We start from the raw sequence: 23,918 nt of genomic DNA on the forward strand, positions 1-23,918 counted from the left end.
GGGAAGGCAATTGGGAGAACTGACCGAACACGGTCGGTACGGATGCGTCACCTGGGCACGGACGCGACAGAAGGCGACAGTGTCCGGCAGGCGGGCCGGGAGGGCGGGCCGGGAGGCAGCCCGGCAGACGAGCCGGGGGCAGCCCGGGAGGTAGTCCCGCAGGCCGTCTCACTCCCGGCGCGCGCCCGCCGACGGGACCGCCGGGAAGATCCCCGGCGCGGCGAACCCCGCCCCGGCGAAGGCCTTCTCGACCGCCGCGACCACGGACTCCGCGCGCTCCTCGGGCACGAGCACGATCGCCGAGCCGCCGAAGCCACCGCCCGTCATCCGCGCCCCCAGCGCGCCGGCCGCGTTCGCCGTCTCGACGACGAGGTCCAACTCGGGGCAGGAGACCCGCAGATCGTCCCGGAGCGAGGCGTGGCCCTGGTTGAGGACCGGGCCGACGGCCGCCGCGTCCCCGGCGTCGAGGAGGGCGATCGTCCGCTCGACCCGATGGTTGTCCGAAACGACGTGCCGGACATAGCGACGAACCGATTCCTCGCTCAAACGCGCGAGGGAATCGGTCAGTTGCACGTACGGGACTTCGCGCAGCGCGCGCACACCGAGCGCCCGCGCACCCGCTTCACACCCAGCGCGCCGCTCCGCGTACGCGCCGTCCCCGAGGGCGTGCTTCACCCGGGTGTCCACGACGAGCAGCCGCAGCCCCTGCGCGGCCAGGTCGAAGGGCACCTGGCGGTAGGAGAGATCGCGGGTGTCGAGGAAGAGCGCGTGGCCCTCGATGGCGCACGCGGACGCCATCTGGTCCATCACCCCGCACGGGACGCCGACGAAGGCGTTCTCCGCGCGCTGGGCGAGGACGGCGAGTTCGGGGCGGGAGAGCCCGAGGCCGAAGAGGTCGTTCAGGGCGAGTGCGGTGACGACCTCCAGGGCGGCCGAGGACGACAAGCCCGCCCCGGTCGGCACGGTGGAGGCGAGGTGGACGTCCGCCCCGGTGACCGGGTGGCCGGCCTCGCGCAGCGCCCAGACGACACCGGCGGGGTAGGCGGCCCAGCCGGCGTCGGCGGCGGTACGCGGGTCGAGCGCGGCCACGTCGAGCCGGACGACACCACCCTCGGCACCGCCCTCGACACCGCCCTCGACGTCGGCCGAGTGGACCCGCAGCACCCCGTCGTCGCGCCGGGAGACCGCGGCGACGGCCGTGTGCGGCAGGGCCAGCGGCATCACGAAGCCGTCGTTGAAGTCGGTGTACTCGCCGATCAGGTTGACCCGCCCGGGGGCGGCCCAGACGCCCTCCGGCGCCGCCCCGTACAGCGCCTCGAACTCGCCCGCCACGCTCATCCGCGCTCCAACTCCCGCTCTCTCGCGAACGCCCAGGCGTCCCGCACGATGTCCGCCAGGTCCGGGCGGGACGGAATCCAGCCGAGCCGCTCGCGCGCGGCCTCCGCGGAGGCGACGAGCACCGCCGGGTCGCCGGCGCGGCGCGCGGCCATGACCTCGGGGACCGGGTGACCGGTGACCTTGCGGACGGTCTCGACGACCTCGCGCACGGAGAAGCCGTTGCCGTTGCCGAGGTTGCAGATCAGGTGCTCGCCCTCGGTCATGGCGGCCAGGGCCAGGAGGTGGGCCTCGGCGAGGTCGGCGACGTGGATGTAGTCGCGGACGCAGGTGCCGTCCGGGGTCGGGTAGTCGTCGCCGTACACGTTGATCGCCTCGCGGCGGCCCAGGGCGACGTCGAGGACGAGCGGGATGAGGTGCGACTCGGGGTCGTGGCGCTCGCCGCAGGCCCCGTACGCGCCCGCCACGTTGAAGTAGCGCAGCGAGACCGCGGCGAGGCCGTGCGCGGCGCACTCGCCGCCGATCATGTGGTCGACGGCCAGCTTGGACGCCCCGTAGGGGCTGGTCGGGGCGGTCGGCGCGGCCTCGGTGATGGGGACGGTCTCGGGCTCCCCGTAGGTGGCGGCCGTGGAGGAGAAGACGAGCTTGCGGACGCCGGCCGCGCGCATCGCGGCGAGCAGCGCCATCGTGCCGCCGACGTTGTTCTCCCAGTACTTCTCGGGCTTGGCGACGGACTCGCCGACCTGGGAGAAGGCGGCGAAGTGCAGGACGCCGTCGTAGGAGCCGTCGAGCCACTTGGCGGCGTCCTGGATGCGGCCCTCGATGAACTCCGCCCCGGCCGGGACGCCTTCGGCGAAGCCGGTGGAGAGGTCGTCGAGGACGGTCACCTCGTGGCCCGCCTCGACGAGGTGGCGCGCGACCGTGCTCCCCACGTAACCCGCGCCGCCGGTCACCAGGTACTTGGATGTCGCAGCCTTCACTTGGTTGCCACCTCTCGGAGTCGTGCGGCCGCCGTCTCCGGCGGTACGTCGTTCATGAACGCGCCCATGCCGGACTCGGTGCCCGCGAGGTACTTCAGTCTGCCGGGTGCCCGCCGGACGGTGAAAAGCTCCAGGTGCAGCCCGAACTCCGCGCGGTCCGCGTCGTTGACCGGCGCCTGGTGCCAGGCGGCGATGTACGGCGTGGGCGGCTCGCCGGGCCCGAAGATCCGGTCGAAGCGCCTCAAGAGTTCCAGATACGTCTGTGGGAAGGCTGTGCGGGCCGCCTCGTCGAGCGCCGTCAGGTCGGGCACCCGGCGGGTGGGGTGCAGGTGCACCTCGTACGGCCAGTGCGCGGCGTACGGGACGAAGGCGATCCAGTCCTCGTTCTCCAGCACCACGCGCGCCCCGTCGGCCCGCTCGCGGGCGACGACGTCGTCGAAGAGGTTCCGTCCCGTACGGGTCCGGTGCTCGGCGGCCCGGCGCCGCATCAGGTCCGTACGGGGGGTCACGTACGGGAAGGCGTAGATCTGGCCGTGCGGGTGGCCGAGGGTGACGCCGATCTCGGCGCCCCGGTTCTCGAAGCAGTAGACCTGCTCCACGCCGGGAAGCGCGGCGAGTTCGGCGGTCCGGTCGGTCCAGGCCTCCAGCACGAGCGCGGCCCGCTCGGGGGTGAGGTCGGCGAAGGAGGCCTCGTGGTCGGAGGTGAAACAGACGACCTCGCACCGGCCGTTCTCCCCGGAGAGCGAGGGAAACCGGTTCTCGAAGACGGCGACCTCGTACTCCGGCGCCGGAATCTCGGTGGGCCGCCCCTCGCGCGAGGGGCAGAGCGGGCAGGCGTCGACCGGCGGGTGGTAGGTCCGCCCCTGCCGGTGCGAGGCGACGGCGACGGAGTCCCCGAGGAGCGCGTCGTACCGGATCTCGGAGGCGGAGGAGACGGGATCGAGCGGCCGGACGTCGACGGCGTCGCGAACGGCGTCGTCCCGCGCGTCGTAGTAGATGAGCTCGCGGCCGTCGGCGAGGGTGGTGACGGTCTTCTTCACGGCGGTGTCCTCAACGCGGTGTCCACAACGGGGAACCAAACAGAACCACGCACAAGGAACCACAATCGAACATCCACAGTCAACGCTGAGCGGCCCCCGATCGAGGGGCTGTTCCGGGCCGCACACGACCCTTACGGGTGTTCGTCCCTTACGGGTGTTCGGTTCGCGCCCCCGGCACAGGCGCCCGGTCGAGCAGCCCCGTCCGTGCTGCCAGGGCCGCCGCCTCGAGACGCGACCCCACGCCCAGTTTCATCAGCACCCGCTGGACGTGTGTGCGCGCCGTGCTCGGGGCGATGCGCATGCCTGCCGCGATCAGGCGGGTGTCCTCGCCCTCCGCGACCCGGACCAGGACCTCCACCTCGCGCGGTGTCAGCATCCGCAGCAGCCGCTGGCCCTCGTCGTCGGGCTGCGCAGACGGGTTGAGGAGCTCCGTGAAGGCCCCCTGGAGGAGTTGCGGCGCCACCGCCGCCTCCCCCGCCCGCGCCTTGATCAGCGCCCGCTCCACGCCCTCGATGCGCTCGTCGTGGCGTACGTATCCCGACGCGCCGGCCGCGAAGGCCGCCGCGATGCCGCGCGGCGACGGCACCGGGCCGAGCACGACCACGGCCACCTGCGGCCGTTCGCGCTTGATCCGGACGATCGGGTCGAAGGCCCCCGGCTCGGCCGGGGCCGAAGTGCCGAGCAGGCACACCTCGGGAGCCCGGCTCACCACGAGATCCGCCGCGCCCGCCACCGGGGCGGCCGCCGCGAGCACCCGGTGCCCACGCAGTTTCAGTGCCGAGGCGAGCGCCTCGGCGAGCAGTCGGTGATCGTCGACCACCATGAGCCGCACGCCCATCGAGCAACCCCTTAGTTCCCCCCTGAGGCCGTCCCCCGACCCCAGTCACTCCGATGACCCGGCAAACTACACGTTCGTCCCCCCGGACTTCGAATACTTCGCCCGTCGGAGCCCCACGCAAACAGCCCGGCGCGCCGAGTGAATCGACGCGCCGGGCTGTGCCGTTGTGAGCCGGGGGTCAGTCCGTGGCTCAGTCGGTGGATCAGTTGGTGGGTCAGTTGGTGGGTCAGTCGGTGGATCGGTCAGTGGATCAGTTGGTGGAGAAACCCAGCGCCAGGTACTCCTTGTACGTGCTCGTGCCGCTCGGCTTGCTGATCATGACGTCCGAGATGAACATCCGGCCGTTGGCGTAGAGAATCTCCGCGTAGTCGCCCGAGAAGGTGCCCTCCGCGTCGCGGACCGTCTTGTCGGACGGGTTCTCCATGAGCACGGTCGGCTTCATCGTGCCGCCGTCGATGGAGACGATCTGCCCGCCCTTGTCGTACGGCGGCATCTTGTACGCGAGGAGGTTGCCGCCGTCCATGCGCAGCGGGACCATCGTCCACTTGTCGCCGGCGTCCGCCTTCTGGACGATCTGCTTGCCCGTCGCCAGGTCGAAGGCGAGGATCTCGTTGGTCTCGTCGCCGTACTCCCCGGTGGAGCCCTCGCGCTCCTCGGTCGGCAGGTAGAGCCGGCCGTTGCCGACGACGACCTTGCTGCAGGTCTCGACCTCGGTGGAACGGCACTTGGCCGCGAACCGGTCGGCGTCCGCCGCGATCTTGACCTTCAGCTTGCCGGTCTTCTCGTCGATCGAGAAGAAGTCCGAGATGCCGCTGCCGTCGCCGGCGGTGTCACCGACGTCGGCGGCGACCACGAGCGGCTTGGTGGAGACGATCGCCGCGTACTCGACACCCGTGGGCATCTTGTACTGGGAGATCACCGCGCCCGTCATCGGGTTCAGGTTCTGGATGACGACGTACTGGGCGTTGTAACCGCCGCACTTGCGCGCCGCGACGAGACCCTCGCCGCCGCCGTAGCCCATGTCGTAGCAGCTCTCGGCGTTCGCCTTGGGCTTCCAGCGCGGGTTGCCGTTGGCCAGGTCGAAGGCGGCGCCGCCGTCGGTGCCGCCGGCCGCGACGGTCGTCCCGCTGAGCGTGACCTCGCTGAACCTGGCCTTGTCGTCGCCCGCGTTGCCGCCGGTGACGGACGTGGACCACACCAGCTTCCCCGCGTTCAGGTCGACGACGCCGACCTCGCTGCACGGCTGGTAGAACTTCGGCGCGACCCGCTTGGTCGCCTCGAAGAGGATCGCGGTCTTGTTGTCGGCGGTGGTGTGCCGCGACGTGGCGCAGACCTGACCCGGCAGGGCCAGGGTCCAGAGCGGGGTGCCCTTGTCGAGGTCGCGGCCGACGATCGAGTTGACGTCCGTCTTCACGTACGCCTTGTCCGTGATCCAGGAGCCGCTGACGTCCGTGGTGTCGTCGACCTTGGGCTGCGGCAGCTGGAACGTGAGCGAGGACTTGATGTCGGCCGGCACCTTCTCCTTGCCGTTGCCGCCGAGGCCTCCGTCGCCGCCGCCCTTGTTCTGGCCGGTGGTCGCGCCGGTGGTGCCGCCCGCGTTGTCGTTCTCCTCGCCGCCACCGGAGTTGGCGTACCAGACGCCGCCGCCGACGATGAGGACGACGGCGACCACGGCGGCGATGACGATCTGCATCTGCGTGGACAGCTTCTTGCCGCCGCCCCCGCCGGACGCCACCATCGTGGACGGCTGCGGCTGCTGCGGGTAGCCGTAGGGCTGCTGCGGCTGCTGCGGATACCCGTACGGCTGCTGCTGCGGGTACCCGTACTGCGGCTGGCCCTGCGGCTGAGTCGGCGGCTGCTGCGGATAGCCGTACTGCGGCTGCGCCGGCGGCTGGGCGGGCGGCTGCGTCGGCGGCTGCTGGGGGTAGCCGTACGGGGCCTGGTTCGGGGGCTGGTTCGGCGGCGGCGTGGGCGCGCCGAAACCGCCGGGCGGAGGGTCCTGCGGTGCGCCGAAGCCGCCGGGCGGCGGGCCCGGGGGCTGGTTGGGCGGGGGCGGAGGTGGCTGCGTCATGGTGTGGGTACCTCGGAAGTCGTTCGGGCGGCCGGCGGGGCGTCGGCCGTGCCGACGGCGAGAAGCGCCGCCACGACCGCCGTCTGCACGGCGGTCGTGGGGCGCTTGCCCGGCTGCTGCGGTGGGGTCATCGGTGACGGACCGGCGTCACTTGCTGAAGGACATCATCGTCTTGGTCTCCTTCTCCTCCGCGTCGTTCTGGGCGCTGACGCGCCCCGCCGCCACGACGAAGTGGCCGCCGGAGTAGAGGTAGGCCGGGCTGTAGTAGTCGTCCTCGATCTCGGCCGTCGACAGCGGGTGCTGCTGCAGGATCTTCGGCGAGCCGCCGGTCGGCGCGATCGTCGCGACAGCGCCGCCCTTGTCGTACAGCGCCTTCATGTAGACCACGACCTCCGAACCCTCCATGCGCAGCGGGGTGATCGTGCGCTCGGCGGGGGCGGCGGCGCGCCACTTCTGCTTGCCGGTGTTCAGGTCGAAGGCGACGACGGCGTTGGCCTGGCGGTACTCGGAGTCCGTCGCCATGTAGAAGGTGTTGGCGTCGGCGGTCACGCCGTTGCAGCCCTGGAGGTTACGGCCGAAGACGACGAACGTGCCGCCGCCGCAGTCGGGGGCGTACTTGTCGGTGCCGCCCTCGATCTGCGAACGGAGCTTGCCGTCGGCGGTGACGGCGAAGACCGTCCACTTCTTCTCGTCGCGCTGCTGGGCGGAGACGACCAGCGGGTCCACCGAGTAGACCTTGTCGACCTCCCAGGTGGGCTTGAGCTTGAAGGTCCACTTCGGCTTGCCGGTCTGCGGGTCGACCTCGCTGACCTGCTCCTGCGGCTTGTTGACGTCGCCGGTGCGGCAGGCCGCGGCGGCGATCAGCTTGGAGCCGCCCGCGAAGGCGTACGGCTGGCACTGACCCTCCGCCGGCTTGCCGAAGAGCTGCTTGCCGTCGGCGAGCGCGAAGCCCCACGAGTGGTTCATGCCGGCCGCCGTCACCGTGGTGCCGCTGATGGCGAGGGTGATGTCGGAGAACGAGCTGAAGCCGGTGCCCTTGTCGAGCGACTTCTTCCAGCCCGCCTTGCCCGTCTTCAGGTTGATCTGCTGAAGGACGTTGCAGTCGGCGCGGTCGCCCGCCTTGTCGTTGATGGCGATGACGAGAGTGCCGTCGGCGGCGGGCTCGGGGGCCGCGGCGCAGACCTCGAAGGGCACGTCCAGGTTCCACTTCGGGGCGCCGTCGGCGAGACCGAAGCCGCTGATGCCCTTGTACATCGCCTTGGCGACGACATCGCCCGAGACCCACGGGCCGAAGACGTCGGCGCCGTTGCGGGGCAGGTCGACGTTGTTCTTCAGCAGCCAGTCGATCTTCGCCTCGCCCTGCTGGCGACCGGCGTTGAGGTCGTCCTCGCCGTTGCGGCCGCCACCGTCGCCGGTGCCGTCGCCCTGGTCGACGGACTCGCTCGGCTTCGGGGTTCCGCTGGTGGCCGTCGGCTTGGCGATCGGCTTCTCCTCCCCGTCCCCGCTGAGCGCGAACCAGGTGCCGCCGCCGATGACGAGCGCGGCGGCCACGGCCGCGCCGATGACGACACCAGGCTTGCCCTTGAACGGGTTCTTGCCGCCGGGCGCGGGCGCCGGGGGCTGCGTCGGGTAGCCGCCGCCGTACGGGTTCGGCTGCTGACCGTACGGATCGGGCTGCTGGCCGTACGCGTTGGGCTGACCGTACGGACCCGGCTGCTGGCCGTACGGGCCGGGCTGCTGCGGGTACCCGTAACCGGGCTGCGTGGGCGGCTGCTGCTGCGGGTAGCCGTAACCGGGCTGCGGGGCCTGGTCGTACGGGCCGGGCGCGGCGGGCGGCGGCGTCTGCGGGGCCTGGGGAGCCTGGGGAGCCTGCGGCGGGACCGGCGGCGCCTGGGGCGGCATCGGCGGTGCCTGCGGAGGCATCGGCGGCGGGCCCTGAGGCGCGTTCGGCGCCGGGTTCTGCGGCGCGTTCTGAGCCGGGTCCGGGTTCGGTGCGCCGAAGCCCGGCGGCTGGTTGCTGGGCGGCTGGGTCATCAGCGCGTTCCCCCTTGGTGTGAGCGGGTTTTCTTTCTACCACTCACCCGATGACGCAAAAGCGACCGGTCCACCCCTTGTTCCCAAGGGAGGACCGGCCCGTGATGCCCTCGTTACGCGTTTCGCACGGCTTCTCTACGCGTCCTCACGCGTCCTCCGCCAACTCCAGCCACCGCATCTCCAACTCGTCGCGCTCCCCCAAGAGTTCCCGGAGCTCCGCGTCGAGCTTCGCGACCAGCTCGAAATCGGTCGCGTTCTCGGCGATCCGGGCGTGCAGCTTCGCCACCTTCTCGGAGACCTTGTCCATCTGCCGCTCGACCTTCTGCAGCTCCTTCTTCGCGGCGCGCGCGTCGGCCGCCGAGACGCCCGGCTTCGCCTGCGCGGCCGCGGAGGCCGGGGCTGCGGCGGACGGGACCGACGCCTCGATCATCTTCTGGCGCCGCTCCAGGTACTCGTCGATGCCGCGCGGCAGCATCCGCAGCGCCTGGTCGCCGAGGAGCGCGAACGTGCGGTCGGTGGTGCGCTCGAGGAAGAACCGGTCGTGGGAGATGACGACCATGGAGCCCGGCCAGCCGTCGAGGAGGTCCTCCAGCTGGGTCAGGGTCTCGATGTCCAGGTCGTTGGTGGGCTCGTCGAGGAAGAGGACGTTCGGCTCGTCCATCAGCAGGCGCAGCAGCTGCAGCCGGCGGCGCTCGCCACCGGAGAGGTCGCCGACCGGTGTCCACTGCTTCTCCTTCGAGAAGCCGAACTGCTCGCAGAGCTGGCCGGCGGTCATCTCCCGGCCCTTGCCGAGGTCGACCCGGTCGCGGATCTGCTGGACGGCCTCCAGAACCCGCAGCGTGGCGGGGAGTTCGGTGACGTCCTGGGAGAGGTACGCGAGCCGTACGGTCTTGCCGACGACGACCTTGCCGTCGGCGGGCTGCTGCTCGCCCTGGCTGGTGGCGGCGTCCGCGAGCGCCCGCAGCAGGGAGGTCTTGCCGGCGCCGTTGACGCCGACCAGGCCGATGCGGTCGCCGGGGCCGAGCTGCCAGGTGAGGTGCGTGAGCAGCGTCTTGGGGCCGGCGGTGACGGTGACGTTCTCCATGTCGAAGACCGTCTTGCCGAGCCGGGCGTTGGCGAACTTCATCAGCTCGGAGGTGTCGCGCGGCGGCGGCACGTCGGCGATCAGCTCGTTGGCGGCCTCGATGCGGTAGCGGGGCTTGGACGTACGGGCGGGGGCGCCGCGCCGCAGCCAGGCCAGCTCCTTGCGCATCAGGTTCTGCCGCTTGGTCTCCTCCGTCGCCGCGATGCGCTCGCGCTCGGCGCGGGCGAAGACGTAGTCGGAGTAGCCGCCCTCGTACTCGTGGACGTCACCGCGCTGCACGTCCCACATGCGGGTGCAGACCTGGTCGAGGAACCAGCGGTCGTGGGTGACGCAGACGAGCGCGGAACGGCGCGTCTGGAGGTGCTTGGCGAGCCAGGCGATGCCCTCGACGTCGAGGTGGTTGGTGGGCTCGTCCAGGACGAGCAGGTCCTGGTCCTCGATGAGGAGCTTGGCGAGCGCGATCCGGCGGCGCTCGCCACCGGAGAGCGGGCCGATGACGGTGTCGAGGCCCTTCTCGAAGCCGGGCAGGCCGAGCCCGCCGAAGAGCCCGGTGAGCACGTCGCGGATCTTCGCGCTGCCGGCCCACTCGTGGTCGGCCATGACGCCGATGACCTCGTGCCGGATGGTGGCGGCCGGGTCGAGCGAGTCGTGCTGGGTGAGCACCCCGAGCCGCAGCCCGCCGCTGTGCGTGACGCGGCCGGTGTCGGCCTCCTCCAGCTTGGCGAGCATCCGGATGAGGGTGGTCTTGCCGTCGCCGTTGCGGCCCACGACCCCGATCCGTTCGCCCTCGGACACGCCGAGCGAGACACCGTCGAGCAGGGCACGTGTGCCGTACACCTTGCTGACAGCCTCGACATTGACCAGGTTGACGGCCACTTTGACTCCTGAAGCGGGGAATGGATCGAGGTCCAAGGGTAGACGCCGGGCCGAGGAGACGGCGTCCGGCATTCCTCCCACCCCCCACGGGCCAGGCGGGCCTAGCAGCGGTTGAGGTTGCCGCTTCCGCCGGTGGTCTTGTCGGCGAAGATCCAGCCCTCGGTCTCCGTGCCCTGGATACGGGCGTAGATCCACTTGTTGCCGTGGGCGTTGGTGACGTAGCAGTGGTAGTAGACCTTCACTCCGTCCTTGACCGGGGCCACCCAGCCGCAGTCCGCGTACGGCCCGGTGTAGAGGTGGGAGTTCTGGGACAGGTTTCCGTAGCCGTCGCTGCGGTTGGCGTGGGTCCAGCCGGTGCACGCCGTGGAGACCGGGGTGGGCTCCTTCGCGGTGGCGGTGGGCGTCGGCTTCGTGGACGTGGACGGCTTCGCGGACGGGCTCGCGGACGGCTTGTCGTCGCCGTCTCCGGGCGTCTTCTGCGTGGGATTCGGCGCCGTGGGGGTGGCGGACCGGGTCACGCCGGGGTCCATGGACGTCAGGTCCCCCGGGGAGGTCGCCTCGTCGTCGCCCGCGCCGCCGCCGGTACCGGACAGGTCGCCGTCGGCCGGCGCGTTCGCCGCGGGCGGCGCCGCCTGCGAGCCGCCGCCGCCCGGTTCGTCGCCGTTGTTCATGAGCGCGTAGGCGACGCCGCCGCCCACGAGGACGGTGGCGACCGCAGCCGCGAGGACGGTACGGGTACGGCGGCGGCGGGCGCGCACGACCTCGGTGCGGCTCTCGGGCGGGGTGGCCGGTATGGGGGCCGGGTGCGGGTACTGCTGCTGAAACGGTTCGGCTGCGGGGCCGAAGGCTCCGGGCGGGGGCTGTACGGGTACGGGTACGGGAGCGGGGGCCGGGGTCTGTACGGGTACGGAAACGGGTACGGGCGCGGGCGCGAGGTTCGTCGTCGCGTCCGGCGTCAGGTCCGGCGTCGCGCCCGCGGCGACCGCCTCCAGCAGCTCGCGGGCCCGCGCGGCGTCGGGCCGCTGCCGCGGGTCCTTGGCCATGAGCGCCCGCAGCACGGGGGCGAGCGGCCCGGCGCGCAGGGGCTCCGGCAGGGGCTCGCCGACGATCGCCGCGAGCGTGGACCAGACCGAGGTGCGGCGGAAGGCGGAGGCGCCCTCCACGGCCGCGTACAGCGTCATGCCGAGCGCCCAGATGTCCGAGGCGGCCCCCGGCTCCTGACCCTGCGCGCGCTCGGGCGGCAGGTAGTCGAGGGAGCCGACGATCTGACCGCTCTGGGTCAGCTTGGCGAGGGCCTCGTCACCTGAGGTGTCCATGCTGGCGATGCCGAAGTCGGTGAGCACGACACGGCCGCCGTGCTCCAGGAGCACGTTCCCGGGCTTCACGTCCCGGTGCAGGACCCCGGCCCGGTGCGCCGCGTCGAGCGCGTCCATCAGCCGGGCGCCGATCGCGGCGGCCTCGCGCGGGTCCAGCGGGCCGCGCTGGGTGAGGACGTCGTCGAGGGAGGGCCCGTCGACCAGCTCCATGACGATGACGGGCAGCCCCCGCTCCTCGATCACGTCGTGGACGGTGACCACACCGCTGTGCCGGATCCGGGCGGCGGCCTGCGCCTCCCGCTGCATCCGGACCCGAAGGTCGGCCAGTTCGGCGGGCGAGGCGTCGGTGAAGGCCCGCAGGACCTTGACCGCGACCTCGCGGTTCAGCACCTGGTCCACCGCCTTGGCGACCACGCCCATGCCACCGCGCCCGATCGTCGCGGTCACGCGGTACCGCCCGCCGAGTATCTCGCCGACCAGCTCCCCGCCGTTCGCCCCCGTCACCCGTACCGCTCCGATCCGTCGTACCGCGCCGTTCACCACGCCAGGGCCACCAGGGTAGGCGTAGCCCACCGGGCCCCTGTCAACGGCTCCGGCGACTCCCTCACCTGACTCTCACTCAGGCGGTACGCCCCACCCGTTCCACGAGCAGCCAGCCGACGAGGGCCATCGCGACCGCCGCCGGGGCGGTGATCCGGAGGGCGATCAGGGTGGCCGAGCGGCCCTCCAGGAGCCCGCCGAAGCCGACCATCGACAGACCGAGGATGCCGAGGAGGGCCAGGGTGATGCCGAGGGCGGCGACGGGGCCGCCCGCGGCGGTTGCGCTCGTGGACGCGGCGCGCCGGGCGGGCGGGCGCTCGAAGCGGCGGAAGGCGGCGACGAGCAGTCCCGTGAGGACGGCCGCGGCGGCGATCCGGAGCGGCACCTGCGCCCACCAGGCGCCGGTCGCGGGGGCGGGCAGCGTGACGTCGAGGGCGAGGAGGGCGCCGTACACGCCGAGCATCGCGGTCAGGTGCCACAGGAAGGCGGTCATGGCGATCCCGTTGGCGACGACGACCTTGTGCCAGACCCCGGCGCGGGCGACGAACCGGGCGCCCGGGCCCTTCAGCAGCTCGACGGCGCCGACCAGCCAGAGGCCGTGGGCCAGGAGGGCCAGGGTCGGCGGGGCCATGTTGGAGACCTTCTCGCCGGGCATCCCGACCATGGAGAGCGGGTAAGGCCCGAGGGCGACGAGCCCGGCGGCGGCGAGCAGCCCGGCGCCGGCGAGGACGCCGGGGAGCCGGATCATGCCGTCGGCGCGCAGGAAGCCGAGCTGGTGGATCGCGAGCCAGACGAAGGCGAAGTTCAGGAACTCGACGAAGGGCACGTCGAACGCGAAGCGGAGCACGTCCACGGCGACCGCCCCGCCCACGAGCGCGCCGAAGGCGCCCCATCCCCACCGCTCGTGCAGCTTCACGAGCGGCGGTGTGAACGCCACCATCGCGAGGTAGATCCCGATGAACCACAGCGGCTGCGTGACGAGCCGCAGCGCGACCCCGGCCAGCCCTCCGTCGGCCCCGAGGAGCTGTATCGCCAGCGCGGCGGCGCCCCACACGCCGACGAACACCATGGTGGGCCGCAGCAGCCGCTGGAGCCGGGCGCGCAGGAAGGCGGCGTACGCGGGGCGGGAGCGGTGGGCCAGGGCGTGCGAGAAGCCGCCGACGAAGAAGAAGACCGGCATGACCTGGAGCGCCCAGGTGACGATCTGGAGTTCGGGCACGACGGCGAGCAGATTGCCGACCGACCCGTCGGAGGTCACCGCCGCCATCAGCCAGTGCCCGAGGACGACGACCCCGAGCGAGGCGACCCGCAGCAGATCGACGTACCGGTCACGCGTCGCGGGCGTGGCGGCGGCGAGCTCCCGAGCGCTGACGCCCCCTGCTCCCGTGACTGCGTTGTTTCCCATACGGGTACGGTCGCGCGCCCGCCCCACGGCCCGTCAGGGCGCGGATACTCAACCGGCCTCTGAGTACGTGCCGTTCCGCCGGTCCCGCCGGGCGTCAGAAGACGGCGCCGAGGACCATCCGCAGGAGCAGGAGGGAGTGGATGATCACCCCGGTCATGAGGGCCGCGCTGGTGAATTTGCGGAGCAGCTGGACCGCCAGGACGACTGAGGTCACCAGGCCGCCCGCCATGACGAGGAGCAGCAGTACGTAGAGCACGCCGGCGATGCCCCCCATGCTGCCGTCGGCCAACGCGACCAGGACGCTCAGGACCACGTACGTGACGATCGCCTGCGGCAGGCCGAGCAGCAGGATGACCCAGGTCTGGCGCCGGTAACTGTCGGGCAGCGGAGGCCGGGAGCCCGGGGCCGACGTCACGGCGGGGTGCGACAAGGGCGGCTTCGGGGGCGCCGGCGGGACGCCGGGCGGTACGGAGCCGGGCGGCGGTACGGCACCAGGCTGTACGGGGCCCGCGCCCGCACCGACCACGTCCGTCAGGAGTGCGGCGAAGGCGGTGTCCCGGGCGATCTCGTCCGCCAGGACCTCCGCGACGATCGAGGCGGCCGCGTCGCCGGGCTCGTGCCTCAGCCGTTCCAGGGCGGCCGCGCCCAGCGTGCCGCGGCTGAGCCGGTCCTCGACGAGCACGCGGACCTTCGCCTGCCGCTCGGCCCCCTCCTGGGTGGTGGGCCCGCGCTCCGTCAGTAACCGGATCGCCGCACGCGCCAGTTCCCTACCGTGCACCCCAGCCTCCCCCAGCCGATCATCACGGAGGCCGAGCTTATCCGGATCAACTCCCGGAACCCATAGGTCCGTTGGAAGCCGAGGGACGGAGTCGTCGCCCTAGACGGCGTTCGGCTTCGGCTTCCACTCCTCGGCGAGGAGGCCGAGGAGCACCTCGTCGAGGAACTCGCCCATCACCCACGCCGAGGAGCGCAGGACGCCCTCGCGGACGAAGCCGTTGCGCTCGGCGGAGCGGAGCATCGCCGCGTTGTCCGCGAGCGTCTCGATCCCCAGCCGTTGCAGGCCGCGCACCACGAAGCCGTAGTGGCAGAGCACCGCGACCACGTCGGTGCCGTAACCCTTCCCCCGGGCGGCCGGCAGCAGGCCGAGGCCGATGTGCGCGGAGCGGTTGTGGGTGTCGATGCCCCACAGCGTCGCGGTGCCGACGAGCGTGCCGCCCTCCAACTCCACGACGGAGAACGGGACGTGCCCCTGCTCCTTGTCGTCCACCACGAGCCGCGGATCCTTCGAACCGGGCGTGATCGGCCGCCACGGGCCGCTCTCGGCCCGAGAGCCGTTGACGACATCGTCGTAGAGCTCGGTCCGCAGGATCGGAATGTCTTCCTCGTGCCGGGCCCTGAGCCCGACCTTGGTTCCCCTCAGCATGCGAGCTTCCTATCCGACCGGGTTCGCCGACGGCAATCGAATAAGGGCTGGCTAGAGAACCAGGGCCCCCGGGGCCGGGGACGTCGCCACGCGCGCGGTGCGGCAGGTGCCGGACGCGATCAGGGCGTCGGCGACCGCGCGGGCCGCGTCCTCGTCCTTCACCAGGAACGCGGTCGTCGGACCGGAGCCCGAGACCAGGGCGGCCAGGGCGCCGGCCGCCGTACCGGCCTCCAGGGTGGCCGTCAGGGACGGGCGCAGGGAGACGGCCGCCGGCTGGAGGTCGTTCGCCAGGGCGCCTGCCAGGGCGGTCGCGTCGCCGGTCGCCAGGGCGTCCAGGAGGGCGGGCGAGGCGGCCGGTTCGGGGACGGTGACGCCCTCGTTGAGGCGGTCGAACTCCCCGTACACCGCCGGTGTCGACAGGCCCCCGTCGGCGACGGCGAAGACCCAGTGGAAGCCGCCGCCCACCGGGAGCTCGGTCAGTCGCTCACCGCGGCCGACGCCGAGCGCCGCCCCGCCGACGAGGCTGAACGGCACGTCGCTGCCGAGCTCCGCGCAGATCTCCAGGAGTTCGGCGCGGGAGCTGTTCAGGCCCCAGAGCGCGTCGCACGCGAGCAGCGCGCCCGCGCCGTCCGCGCTGCCGCCCGCCATGCCGCCGGCGACCGGGATGTCCTTGGCGATGTGGAGGTGGACGTCCGGGGAGATCCCGTGCCGGGCGGCGAGCAGCTCGGCGGCGCGCGCGGCCAGGTTGGTGCGGTCCAGGGGGACCTTGTCCGCGTCCGGGCCCTCGCAGGTGATCGTCAGCTCGGCGGCGGGCGTCGCCGTCACCTCGTCGTGGAGGGAGACGGCGAGGAAGACGTTGGCCAGGTCGTGGAAGCCGTCGGGACGCGCCCCACCGACGGCAAGCTGCACGTTGACCTTGGCGGGCACGCGCACGGTGACACTCGGCGCGCCAGACCCCGTACCAACACCAGTACCCGCGCCGGACGCCGTACCCGCGCCCAGCCCCGTACCCGTACTCGTACCGGACGCCGAACCCGCACCGGAGCCCGCGCCCGACGCCGTACCCGTACCGGACGCCGTACCCGCGCTCACGCCTTCGCCTCCGCGATCCTCGCGAACTCCTCCACCGTCAGCGCCTCGCCGCGCGCCTGCGGCGAGATGCCGGCCTTCACCAGGGCCTCCTCCGCCGCCGCGGGCGAGCCCGCCCAGCCGGCGAGGGCGGCGCGGAGGGTCTTGCGGCGCTGGGCGAAGGCCGCGTCGACGACCGCGAAGACCTCGCGCTTGGAGGCGGTCGTCGCGACCGGCTCCGTACGGCGGACCAGCGAGACGAGACCCGAGTCGACGTTCGGCGCCGGCCAGAAGACGTTGCGGCCGATCGAGCCGGCCCGCTTCACGTCGGCGTACCAGTTCGCCTTCACCGACGGCACGCCGTACACCTTGTTGCCGGGCTTGGCCGCCAGCCGGTCCGCGACCTCCGCCTGGACCATGACGAGCGTGCGCTCGATCGTCGGGAAGCGGTCGAGCATGTGCAGCAGCACCGGCACGGCCACGTTGTACGGGAGGTTCGCGACCAGCGCCGTGGGCGGCGGGCCCGGCAGCTCCTGGACGTCCATGGCGTCGGAGTGGACCAGCGCGAACCGGTCCTTCTTCCCCGGCAGCCGCGCCTCGATCGTCGACGGCAGCGCGCCCGCCAGGATGTCGTCGATCTCGACGGCCGTCACCCGGTCCGCCGTATCGAGCAGCGCCAGGGTCAGCGAGCCGAGCCCGGGGCCCACCTCCACGACCACGTCGTCGGGGCGCACCTCGGCCGTGCGGACGATCCGCCGGACCGTGTTGGCGTCGATGACGAAGTTCTGCCCCTTCTGCTTCGTGGGGCGCACGCCGAGGGCTGCTGCCAGTTCACGGATGTCGGCGGGGCCGAGGAGGGCGTCGGGGCCTTCGGGGCCGGTGGTGGTGCTCACCGGTACAGCCTACGGCTACGGCCACGGCTCACCGGTACAGCCTTCGGCCGCAGTGCGGCCAGGGACTCGCGCCCCGCTGCACGTACAGCTTCTTCGCCCGGAACGTCTGCTCCGACGCGGTCGCGTTCTGGGCGACACCGCTGCCGCCGAGCGAGCGCCAGGTGCCGGGATCGAACTGGTAGAGCCCGCCGTACGTCCCCGAGGGGTCGACCGCGCCCGGCCGGCCGCCGGACTCGCAGGCGGCGAGCGCGCCCCAGTCGAGCCCGTCCGCGCCCGCGACGGAGGTGGGCAGCGGCCGGGTGCCGACCTTCACCTTCTGGGTGACGGGCTCCCGGACGATCTCCTCGCCGGTCTTCCTCGGCTTCTGCCGGACGCCGTTGACGGTCCGGAGGCTGTACGTGACCCGGCGCACGCCCTGCACGCCCTGCCGTTCGACGACCTCCGTGCCCGCGAAGAGCCCGGGGTCGCGGGTCCGCTCGACGGCGTACGGGATCGACTCCTCGCGGATCTCCTGGGTGCCGGTGATCCGCATGACGGTGATCGTCTGGCCGTCGCGCGGGAAGGAGCCGGGCGGCACGGAGGTGGTGTCCTGGCCGGAGAGGGTGATCCCGGCCTCCTCGACGGCCTCGCCGACGGTGGCGGCGTTGGTGCGCAGGGTCCGCTCGCGGCCGTCGGCGAGGAGGGTGACGGTCCGTTCCGTCCGGACGTCGAGGGCGAGGCCCCGGCGGGAGATGGGCGCGGAGCGGGAGACGGAGAGGTACGCGCCCTCGGCCCGTACCCCGAGCTGCCGCAGGGCGCCGTCGACGGTCCTGGCCGTCGTCCACACCTGGCGGCGCTGGCCGTCGAGGGTGAGGGCGACGGGGCGGCCGTAACGGACCACGACCTCGTCGCCGCTGGCCAGGTCGGCGCCGGGGGCCGGGGCGACGATGTCGTGGGAGCCGACGGCGAGGCCCTCGTCGGCGAGCAGCTCGTCGACGCCGTCGGCGAAGGTGTGCAGGGTCCGCGGGACGCCGTCGACGGAGAGCCGGATCGCCTTGTCGTTGGCGACGAAGGCGCTGGTGCCGCCGGCCAGGAAGGCGACGACCAGGGCCTGCGGGACGATGCGCCGCAGGCTCTCGGCAGGCCCCGGCCTGGCCTTGCGGCGGCGGGCCGCGCGCCGGGCCTCGGCGCGGGAGCCCGGGGCCTGGGGCGGTACGAGGACCGCTTCCTGGGTCAGCTGGTCGTGGACGGGCACGGGCACGGGTGTCGGCGCCTGCGCCTGCGCCGAACGCCGCGGGGAGCGGTGACTGCCCTGGGAAGTGCTCACGAGGCCGGGACACTAGCCCCGGCGGTGATCACTCTCCAAAACGACCCGGCTACTACACGTAACTGTTATTCATCGGTGATCTCCGCGGATCTCCGTAGCGGATCGGTAGCGGATCTCAGTGGCGGAGCTCAGTAGTCGAAGGCGCGGGCCGTGTTCACCCCGATCGCCTCGCACAGCTCCTCCTCCGTGATCCCGCGCACGGCGGCCATCGCGCGGACGGTCACCGGGATGAGGTACGGCGCGTTCGGCCGCCCCCGGTACGGCGCCGGGGTCAGGAACGGGGCGTCCGTCTCGACCAGGACGAGGTCGAGCGGGGCGACGGCGAGGGCGTCGCGCAGGGGCTGGGCGTTCTTGAAGGTCATGTTGCCGGCGAAGGACATGTAGTAGCCCTTGGCGGCGCAGATCTCGGCCATCTCGGCGTCGCCCGAGTAGCAGTGGAAGACGGTCCGCTCCGGCGCGCCCTCCTCGTCCAGGACGCGCAGGACGTCGGCGTGCGCATCGCGGTCGTGGATGACGAGCGCCTTGCCGTGCCGCTTGGCGATCTCGATGTGGGCGCGGAAGGAGCGCTCCTGGGCGGCCATGCCCTCGGGGCCCGTACGGAAGTAGTCGAGGCCGGTCTCGCCGACGGCGCGGACGTACGGCAGGGCGGCGAGGCGGTCGATCTCGGCGAGCGCGTCGTCCAGGGCCGCGTCCCCTCCCCCCTCGCGGGCGCCCTGCCGGGACCAGCCGTCGGGGTCGCCGAGGACGATCCGGGGCGCCTCGTTGGGGTGCAGGGCGACGGCGGCGTGCACGTGCTCGTGGGCGGCGGCGGTCTCGGCGGCCCACTGGGAGCCCTTGATGTCGCAGCCGACCTGGACGACGGTGGTGACGCCGACGGCGGCGGCCTTGGTGAGGGCCTCCGCGACGGTGCCGGACTGCATGTCCAGGTGCGTGTGGGAATCCGCCACCGGGAGGGGGAGCGGCTCGGGCAGCGGCGGCGGGGCGTCCTTCGAACTCATGGCCCCGATCGTACGAGGGCCATGAGTTCACCCGCGCGAAGGATCGGTGCTCAGTGCTTGCGCTGGAACGGACGCAGCAGGTCCGACAGGTGCCAGCCCCGGGACTCCTCCGTCACGTGCACCGGCCCGGGGACGTCCCCCGTCGGGGCGGCCGGGCTCTCCTCGCGCTCCAGGTCCTGCCCGATCGGCCCCGCCATGCCGATCGGTCCGGCCGGGGTGACGGGCCTGCGCGGCGTTCCGGAGACGTTCCGGTGATGGGCCTGTTCCCACGAGTTCAGCACCGAGGAAACCTGCCCCGCGCGCATGATGCGGACGACGTGTCCGCTGCAGTTCATGCAGGTCGGACTGGACAGCGGTGAGGGAACCCGCTCACCACCGGCCTTGTAGACGATGAATTCCTGGCCGGCGGCGTCGACGTGGTGCTCGATGTCGTACGCCTGCTCCCAGCCGTACCCGCAGCGCATGCAGGCGAAGGCGTACGCCTCGTGGGCGACGGGTATGCCGGTGCCGGTGATCTCACTCATGCCAGCTCCTCTCCACTGATCAGTGGACGCCTTTTCGGGCCGGAGCGCATCAGCGCCGGTCGAACAATGGGAGGGTCTTTGGCCTTCCCTTGCTCTCAGGCCTTCAAGGAGCCTGCCGCGCGGGTTTCGCTTTGCTTTTCACGATAGCTCTTTACCGATTCGAGGGCTTCTCGCGGCTTTACGGAACCCTTTTTACGGAGCCCTGCGCTTTCGCGTCCGCGTTCTTCGCCGCGACGACGGCGTCGAAGACCTCGCGCTTGGGCAGCCCCGCGTCGGCGGCGACCGCCGCGATGGCCTCCTTGCGACGCTCACCCGCCTCCTCGCGCACCCGCACCCTGCGCACCAGCTCCTCGGCGTCGAGCTCGGCGGGGCCGGCCTCCGGGGCGCCCTCGACGACGACGGTGATCTCGCCCCGTACGCCGTCCTTGGCCCACTCCGCGAGCTCGCCGAGGCCGCCGCGCTTGACCTCCTCGTACGTCTTGGTCAGCTCGCGGCAGACGGCGGCGCGGCGCTCGGCGCCGAAGACCTCGGCCATCGCGGCGAGGGTGTCGTCGAGCCGGTGCGGGGCCTCGAAGTAGACGAGGGTGCGGCGCTCGTCGGCGACCTCGCGGAGGCGGCCGAGGCGCTCGCCCGCCTTGCGGGGCAGGAAGCCCTCGAAGCAGAAGCGGTCCACGGGCAGCCCGGAGAGGGCGAGCGCGGTCAGCACGGCGGAGGGGCCGGGGACGGCGGTGACCTTGATGTCCTGCTCGACGGCGGCGGCGACGAGCCGGTAGCCGGGGTCGGAGACGGAGGGCATGCCGGCGTCGGTGACCAGGAGCACGCGGGCGCCGCCGACGAGGGCTTCGACCAGTTCGGGCGTACGGGCGGACTCGTTGCCCTCGAAGTAGGAGACGACCCGGCCGGAGGTGTGCACGCCGAGGGCCCTGGTCAGGCCGCGCAGCCGCCGGGTGTCCTCGGCCGCGACGATGTCTGCGCCCTCCAGCTCGGTCGCGAGCCGCGGCGGCGCGTCCCCGATGTCCCCGATGGGCGTTCCTGCGAGTACCAGCGTTCCTGTCACAAGGGTCATCCTCGCAGCCCGGACGGAGGACTCGCACAGAAGCGTTCCCTACGATGGCGCGGTGACCAGTACCGCACCGGAGACCCTGCAGGGTCAGCGCGCCGTGGAAGAGCCCCCGTCGTGGCAGCAGCGTCTGCGGCGCTTCGGCTACACGCCCCCGCCGAAGAGCGTCGCGGGCCCGGGCCTTCGGGAGCGTCTCGTACCGCCGTACACGCGCCCCTCGCCGCGGATGTGGTCGTTGCTCGGTCTTTCGGCGGGCGCCGGGGAGCGGGTGTGGCGGCTGGCCGGCTGGGGCGGTCCGCTGCTTGTGGCGCTGCTCGCGGGCGTGCTGCGGTTCTGGAACCTGGGCAAGCCGCACGCGGTGATATTCGACGAGACGTATTACGCGAAGGACTCCTGGGCGCTGATCAACCAGGGGTACGAGGGTGCGTGGCCGAAGGACATCGACAAGTCGATCCTGAACGACCCGGACTCGGTCCTGATCCCGACGGACCCGGGCTATGTCGTCCATCCGCCGATGGGCAAGTGGGTCATCGGTCTGGGCGAGAAGATCATCGGCTTCGAGCCGTTCGGCTGGCGTTTCATGGTGGCGCTGCTAGGCACGCTGTCGGTCCTCATGCTCTGCCGGATCGGCAGGCGCCTGTTCCGTTCGACGTTCCTGGGCTGCCTGGCGGGCCTGCTGCTCGCGGTGGACGGCCTGCACTTCGTGATGAGCCGTACGGCGCTGCTCGACCAGGTCCTGATGTTCTTCGTGCTCGCGTCGTTCGCGTGCCTGGTCCTGGACCGGGACTGGGCGAGGCGGCGGCTCGCGGCGGCCCTCCCGGTGGACGAGGAGGGGGTGCTGCGGCCGGACGCGGACGTCGCGGAGAGGCTGCGGCTCGGCTGGCGGCCGTGGCGGATCGCGGCGGGGGTGTCGCTGGGGCTCGCGGCGGCGACGAAGTGGAACGGCCTGTACGTGATGGTCGCCTTCGGGCTCCTGACGGTCCTTTGGGACGTGGGCGGCCGGCGCACGGCGGGCGCGGTGCGCCCGTACCTCGCGGTGATCAAGCGCGACCTGCTGCCCGCGTTCGTGTCGGTGGTGCCGGTCGCGATCGTCACGTACCTGGTGACGTGGACGGGCTGGATCGTCACGGACAAGGGCTACTTCCGCAACTGGGCGGCGGAGCAGGACAAGCTGAACGGCGGCGGTGGCTTCTGGTCGTCCGTCCTCCCGGACTGGCTGCGCAGCCTGTGGCACTACGAGAGCGAGGTCTACACGTTTCACGTGGGCCTGAACTCGCCGCACACGTACGAGTCGAACCCGTGGAGCTGGATCGTCCTGGGCCGCCCGGTCTCGTACTTCTACGAGTCCCCGGCCCCGGGCACGGCGGGCTGCCCGTCGACCGCGACGGAGAAGTGCGCCCAGGAGGTCCTGGCCCTCGGCACGCCCCTGCTGTGGTGGGCGGCCTGCTTCGCGATCCTGTACGTCCTGTGGCGCTGGTTCTTCCGCCGCGACTGGCGCGCGGGCGCGATCGCCTGCGGCATCGCGGCGGGCTGGCTGCCGTGGTTCCTCTACCAGGAACGCACGATCTTCCTCTTCTACGCGGTGGTCTTCGTCCCGTTCCTGTGCCTGGCGGTGACCATGATGCTCGGCGCGATGATCGGCCCAGCAGGCTCCTCGGAACGCCGCCGCACATTCGGGGCGGTGGGCGCGGGAGTCCTGGTCCTGCTCATCGTCTGGAACTTCATCTACTTCTGGCCGATCTACACGGGCACGTCGATCCCGATGGACCAGTGGCGAAACAGGATGTGGCTGGACACGTGGGTTTAGCGGGGCGGGAGTGAGCGGCCGGCCGGCCCGGGGTGGCCCCGCTCGCCCCGGCGGGCGGACGACATCAGGGGACGCGATCGGGCGTCGCCGTGGTCGTGCCCCGACTGCGGATCAGCTTCCGCGTCCGGACCCAGCACTCCGCGAATCCGCCGACGCCCATGAGGATGAACAGCACACGCGAGAACAGCAACTGCGCGCCGGCGACTTGCGAGAAGGCGAGCACACCTAGCAGTAGCGGTCCCCCGGCTTTCCGGAGCCAGCGTTCGATCCCGTCCCACATGTCCGCCCCCTCGGCCGCGCCGCCCGGGCAGCGGGAGCAAGAGCATACGAGGTGTGCGGAACGGTCGCTCGCGACGCCCAGGGCGGCTCGCAGAGCGCACCCTCAGGGAGGCCACTTACGATCTCCCCAAGATCGCTACAGGACAAAGCGGGGGAACATGATCGAGTACGGGTTCACGGATCGCGAGGGTCGGGCGATACGGCTGGCCGAGGTGACGGACGACAACTGGCGGGCCGTTGCCGACGTCGCGCCGCAGGATGACCAGCGGCGGTTCGTCGCGGCGCTGGCGGCGCGCTATCTGCTGCTCTCCATGCGGGGCGGGGAGTGGAACTCGCTGGCCGTGACGGCAGATGACGTGGTGGTCGGCCATGTGATGTGGGCGTACGACGACGGCGACGGCAGTCACTGGATCGGCGGCATGGTCACCGACGCCTCCGAGCAGGGCAAGGGCGTGGGCCGTGCGGCGGTGCGCGCCTTGGCGCGGTGGCTGTCGGAGCGGCCCGACTTCCGGGAGGTCCGCCTCTCCTACCACCCGGACAACACGCCGGCCGCGCGCCTGTACGAGTCGATCGGCTTCGCCCTCACCGGGGAGAACGAGGACGACGAGGTCGTCGCCGCGCTGAGCGCGGGCCGGGCGGCCTGAGGACGTGAGGACCTGAGGAAGGGTGCGGCCAGTAGGCCGCGCCCCGTCGTTCACTCGGGCTGTGCCCATTGGACGGCGGTGCCGTAGGCGATGTACCGGCTCACGAACTGCGTCTCCGCGATGATCGACACGCCGAGCACACCGTCGGCCCCGAGCCTGCGCGCCTCGTCCTGCATGCTCTGCACCGCCTCCGTCGGGGAAGACCGCGGATATCCGGCGACGACGCCGAGAGCGGTGTTCGGATGAGGCGGTGCGGGCAGGGTCACGCTGTAGAAGCCGAGGGTGGCCTCGCGGGCTGCCCACTCCCGTTCGTTGCGTTCCTGCTGTTCCTTCTTCTGCTTGCGGTCCATCGCGCCATCCTCTCCCGTCCCTTCCGCCCCTCCCGTTCCGAACGCAC

Annotated in this window: 21 protein-coding genes; 2 read left to right on the forward strand and 19 right to left on the reverse strand. The window is 72.2% G+C overall.

The genetic code is table 11. The features are described 5' to 3' along the window. Nucleotides 1–168: 168 nt before the first annotated feature. From galK to rsmI, 17 genes are all read right to left on the reverse strand, one after another. Nucleotides 169–1,338 carry a galactokinase gene (galK, locus tag ACFWRO_RS26050; protein ID WP_384513769.1) on the reverse strand — a complete coding sequence of 390 codons (1,170 nt, stop codon included), beginning with the start codon at nt 1,336–1,338 and terminating at the stop codon, nt 169–171. Further along, nucleotides 1,335–2,315, reverse strand: a complete 981-nt coding sequence (galE, locus tag ACFWRO_RS26055) for a UDP-glucose 4-epimerase GalE (protein WP_384513771.1) — start codon at nt 2,313–2,315, stop codon at nt 1,335–1,337. Before galE ends, galK begins: the two co-directional genes overlap by 4 nt. Next, on the reverse strand, nt 2,312–3,355 hold the full coding sequence (galT, locus tag ACFWRO_RS26060; RefSeq protein WP_384513773.1) for a galactose-1-phosphate uridylyltransferase: 1,044 nt from the start codon (nt 3,353–3,355) through the stop codon (nt 2,312–2,314). The genes galE and galT overlap by 4 nt, the downstream gene beginning before the upstream one ends. A gap of 148 nt (nt 3,356–3,503) precedes the next feature. Continuing rightward, nucleotides 3,504–4,193, reverse strand: a complete 690-nt coding sequence (locus ACFWRO_RS26065) for a LuxR C-terminal-related transcriptional regulator (RefSeq protein ID WP_384513775.1) — start codon at nt 4,191–4,193, stop codon at nt 3,504–3,506. Nucleotides 4,194–4,443: 250 nt separating this feature from the next. Then, nucleotides 4,444–6,264 (reverse strand): PQQ-binding-like beta-propeller repeat protein, encoded by a 1,821-nt coding sequence (locus ACFWRO_RS26070; RefSeq protein WP_384513777.1) that lies wholly within the window; start codon nt 6,262–6,264, stop codon nt 4,444–4,446. Between the two features lie 147 nt (nt 6,265–6,411). Then, nucleotides 6,412–8,298 (reverse strand): PQQ-binding-like beta-propeller repeat protein, encoded by a 1,887-nt coding sequence (locus tag ACFWRO_RS26075; RefSeq protein WP_384513779.1) that lies wholly within the window; start codon nt 8,296–8,298, stop codon nt 6,412–6,414. Between the two features lie 145 nt (nt 8,299–8,443). After that, a complete protein-coding gene (locus ACFWRO_RS26080) occupies nt 8,444–10,258 on the reverse strand; it encodes an ABC-F family ATP-binding cassette domain-containing protein (protein ID WP_384513781.1) in 1,815 nt (604 codons plus the stop codon). A 101-nt stretch (nt 10,259–10,359) separates the two neighbouring features. Then, nucleotides 10,360–12,117, reverse strand: a complete 1,758-nt coding sequence (locus tag ACFWRO_RS26085) for a protein kinase (RefSeq protein WP_384513783.1) — start codon at nt 12,115–12,117, stop codon at nt 10,360–10,362. A gap of 76 nt (nt 12,118–12,193) precedes the next feature. Further along, nucleotides 12,194–13,519 carry an acyltransferase gene (locus tag ACFWRO_RS26090; RefSeq protein WP_384513785.1) on the reverse strand — a complete coding sequence of 442 codons (1,326 nt, stop codon included), beginning with the start codon at nt 13,517–13,519 and terminating at the stop codon, nt 12,194–12,196. 94 nt (nt 13,520–13,613) lie between these two features. Further along, nucleotides 13,614–14,297, reverse strand: a complete 684-nt coding sequence (locus tag ACFWRO_RS26095) for a hypothetical protein (protein ID WP_384513787.1) — start codon at nt 14,295–14,297, stop codon at nt 13,614–13,616. Between the two features lie 99 nt (nt 14,298–14,396). Beyond that, the gene (locus ACFWRO_RS26100) at nt 14,397–14,942 is read right to left on the reverse strand and encodes a GNAT family N-acetyltransferase (protein WP_384513789.1); all 546 of its coding nucleotides are present in this window, start codon (nt 14,940–14,942) and stop codon (nt 14,397–14,399) included. 51 nt (nt 14,943–14,993) lie between these two features. Further along, nucleotides 14,994–15,944 (reverse strand): 4-(cytidine 5'-diphospho)-2-C-methyl-D-erythritol kinase, encoded by a 951-nt coding sequence (locus ACFWRO_RS26105; RefSeq protein ID WP_384513820.1) that lies wholly within the window; start codon nt 15,942–15,944, stop codon nt 14,994–14,996. An 86-nt stretch (nt 15,945–16,030) separates the two neighbouring features. Further along, entirely contained in the window at nt 16,031–16,903 is an 873-nt protein-coding gene (gene rsmA / locus ACFWRO_RS26110; RefSeq protein WP_384513791.1) for a 16S rRNA (adenine(1518)-N(6)/adenine(1519)-N(6))-dimethyltransferase RsmA, read from the reverse strand. A gap of 28 nt (nt 16,904–16,931) precedes the next feature. After that, the gene (locus ACFWRO_RS26115) at nt 16,932–18,209 is read right to left on the reverse strand and encodes a ubiquitin-like domain-containing protein (RefSeq protein WP_384513793.1); all 1,278 of its coding nucleotides are present in this window, start codon (nt 18,207–18,209) and stop codon (nt 16,932–16,934) included. Nucleotides 18,210–18,337: 128 nt separating this feature from the next. Further along, nucleotides 18,338–19,207, reverse strand: a complete 870-nt coding sequence (locus ACFWRO_RS26120) for a TatD family hydrolase (RefSeq protein WP_384513795.1) — start codon at nt 19,205–19,207, stop codon at nt 18,338–18,340. A gap of 50 nt (nt 19,208–19,257) precedes the next feature. Beyond that, a complete protein-coding gene (locus tag ACFWRO_RS26125; RefSeq protein ID WP_384513796.1) occupies nt 19,258–19,731 on the reverse strand; it encodes a hypothetical protein in 474 nt (157 codons plus the stop codon). A gap of 178 nt (nt 19,732–19,909) precedes the next feature. Continuing rightward, entirely contained in the window at nt 19,910–20,797 is an 888-nt protein-coding gene (rsmI, locus tag ACFWRO_RS26130) for a 16S rRNA (cytidine(1402)-2'-O)-methyltransferase (RefSeq protein ID WP_384513798.1), read from the reverse strand. Between the two features lie 52 nt (nt 20,798–20,849). On the opposite strand from rsmI, the gene ACFWRO_RS26135 reads away from it, so the two are divergent. Continuing rightward, entirely contained in the window at nt 20,850–22,598 is a 1,749-nt protein-coding gene (locus ACFWRO_RS26135; protein WP_384513800.1) for a dolichyl-phosphate-mannose--protein mannosyltransferase, read from the forward strand. Nucleotides 22,599–22,662: 64 nt separating this feature from the next. Here the strand turns inward: ACFWRO_RS26135 and ACFWRO_RS26140 are convergent, their stop codons facing one another. Then, entirely contained in the window at nt 22,663–22,878 is a 216-nt protein-coding gene (locus tag ACFWRO_RS26140) for a hypothetical protein (RefSeq protein WP_384513802.1), read from the reverse strand. A gap of 157 nt (nt 22,879–23,035) precedes the next feature. Between ACFWRO_RS26140 and ACFWRO_RS26145 the strand changes: the two genes are divergently transcribed. After that, entirely contained in the window at nt 23,036–23,521 is a 486-nt protein-coding gene (locus ACFWRO_RS26145) for a GNAT family N-acetyltransferase (protein ID WP_384513803.1), read from the forward strand. A 50-nt stretch (nt 23,522–23,571) separates the two neighbouring features. Here ACFWRO_RS26145 and ACFWRO_RS26150 read toward each other — a convergent pair whose 3' ends face one another. Next, on the reverse strand, nt 23,572–23,871 hold the full coding sequence (locus ACFWRO_RS26150; protein WP_384513804.1) for a heavy metal-binding domain-containing protein: 300 nt from the start codon (nt 23,869–23,871) through the stop codon (nt 23,572–23,574). Nucleotides 23,872–23,918: the final 47 nt, after the last annotated feature.

The organism is Streptomyces sp. NPDC058579 (genome assembly GCF_042718575.1).
Classification (GTDB): Bacteria; Actinomycetota; Actinomycetes; order Streptomycetales; family Streptomycetaceae; genus Streptomyces.

Excerpts from the sequence above, each read along its gene's own strand:
- galK (WP_384513769.1), bottom strand. The coding sequence starts at position 1,338 with ATGAGCGTGGCGGGCGAGTTCGAGGCGCTGTACGGGGCGGCGCCGGAG.
- ACFWRO_RS26065 (WP_384513775.1), bottom strand. The coding sequence starts at position 4,193 with ATGGGCGTGCGGCTCATGGTGGTCGACGATCACCGACTGCTCGCCGAG.
- ACFWRO_RS26070 (WP_384513777.1), bottom strand. The coding sequence starts at position 6,264 with ATGACGCAGCCACCTCCGCCCCCGCCCAACCAGCCCCCGGGCCCGCCG.
- ACFWRO_RS26075 (WP_384513779.1), bottom strand. The coding sequence starts at position 8,298 with ATGACCCAGCCGCCCAGCAACCAGCCGCCGGGCTTCGGCGCACCGAAC.
- ACFWRO_RS26090 (WP_384513785.1), bottom strand. The coding sequence starts at position 13,519 with ATGGGAAACAACGCAGTCACGGGAGCAGGGGGCGTCAGCGCTCGGGAG.
- ACFWRO_RS26100 (WP_384513789.1), bottom strand. The coding sequence starts at position 14,942 with ATGCTGAGGGGAACCAAGGTCGGGCTCAGGGCCCGGCACGAGGAAGAC.
- ACFWRO_RS26120 (WP_384513795.1), bottom strand. The coding sequence starts at position 19,207 with ATGAGTTCGAAGGACGCCCCGCCGCCGCTGCCCGAGCCGCTCCCCCTC.
- ACFWRO_RS26125 (WP_384513796.1), bottom strand. The coding sequence starts at position 19,731 with ATGAGTGAGATCACCGGCACCGGCATACCCGTCGCCCACGAGGCGTAC.
- rsmI (WP_384513798.1), bottom strand. The coding sequence starts at position 20,797 with ATGACCCTTGTGACAGGAACGCTGGTACTCGCAGGAACGCCCATCGGG.
- ACFWRO_RS26140 (WP_384513802.1), bottom strand. The coding sequence starts at position 22,878 with ATGTGGGACGGGATCGAACGCTGGCTCCGGAAAGCCGGGGGACCGCTA.
- ACFWRO_RS26145 (WP_384513803.1), top strand. The coding sequence starts at position 23,036 with ATGATCGAGTACGGGTTCACGGATCGCGAGGGTCGGGCGATACGGCTG.
- ACFWRO_RS26150 (WP_384513804.1), bottom strand. The coding sequence starts at position 23,871 with ATGGACCGCAAGCAGAAGAAGGAACAGCAGGAACGCAACGAACGGGAG.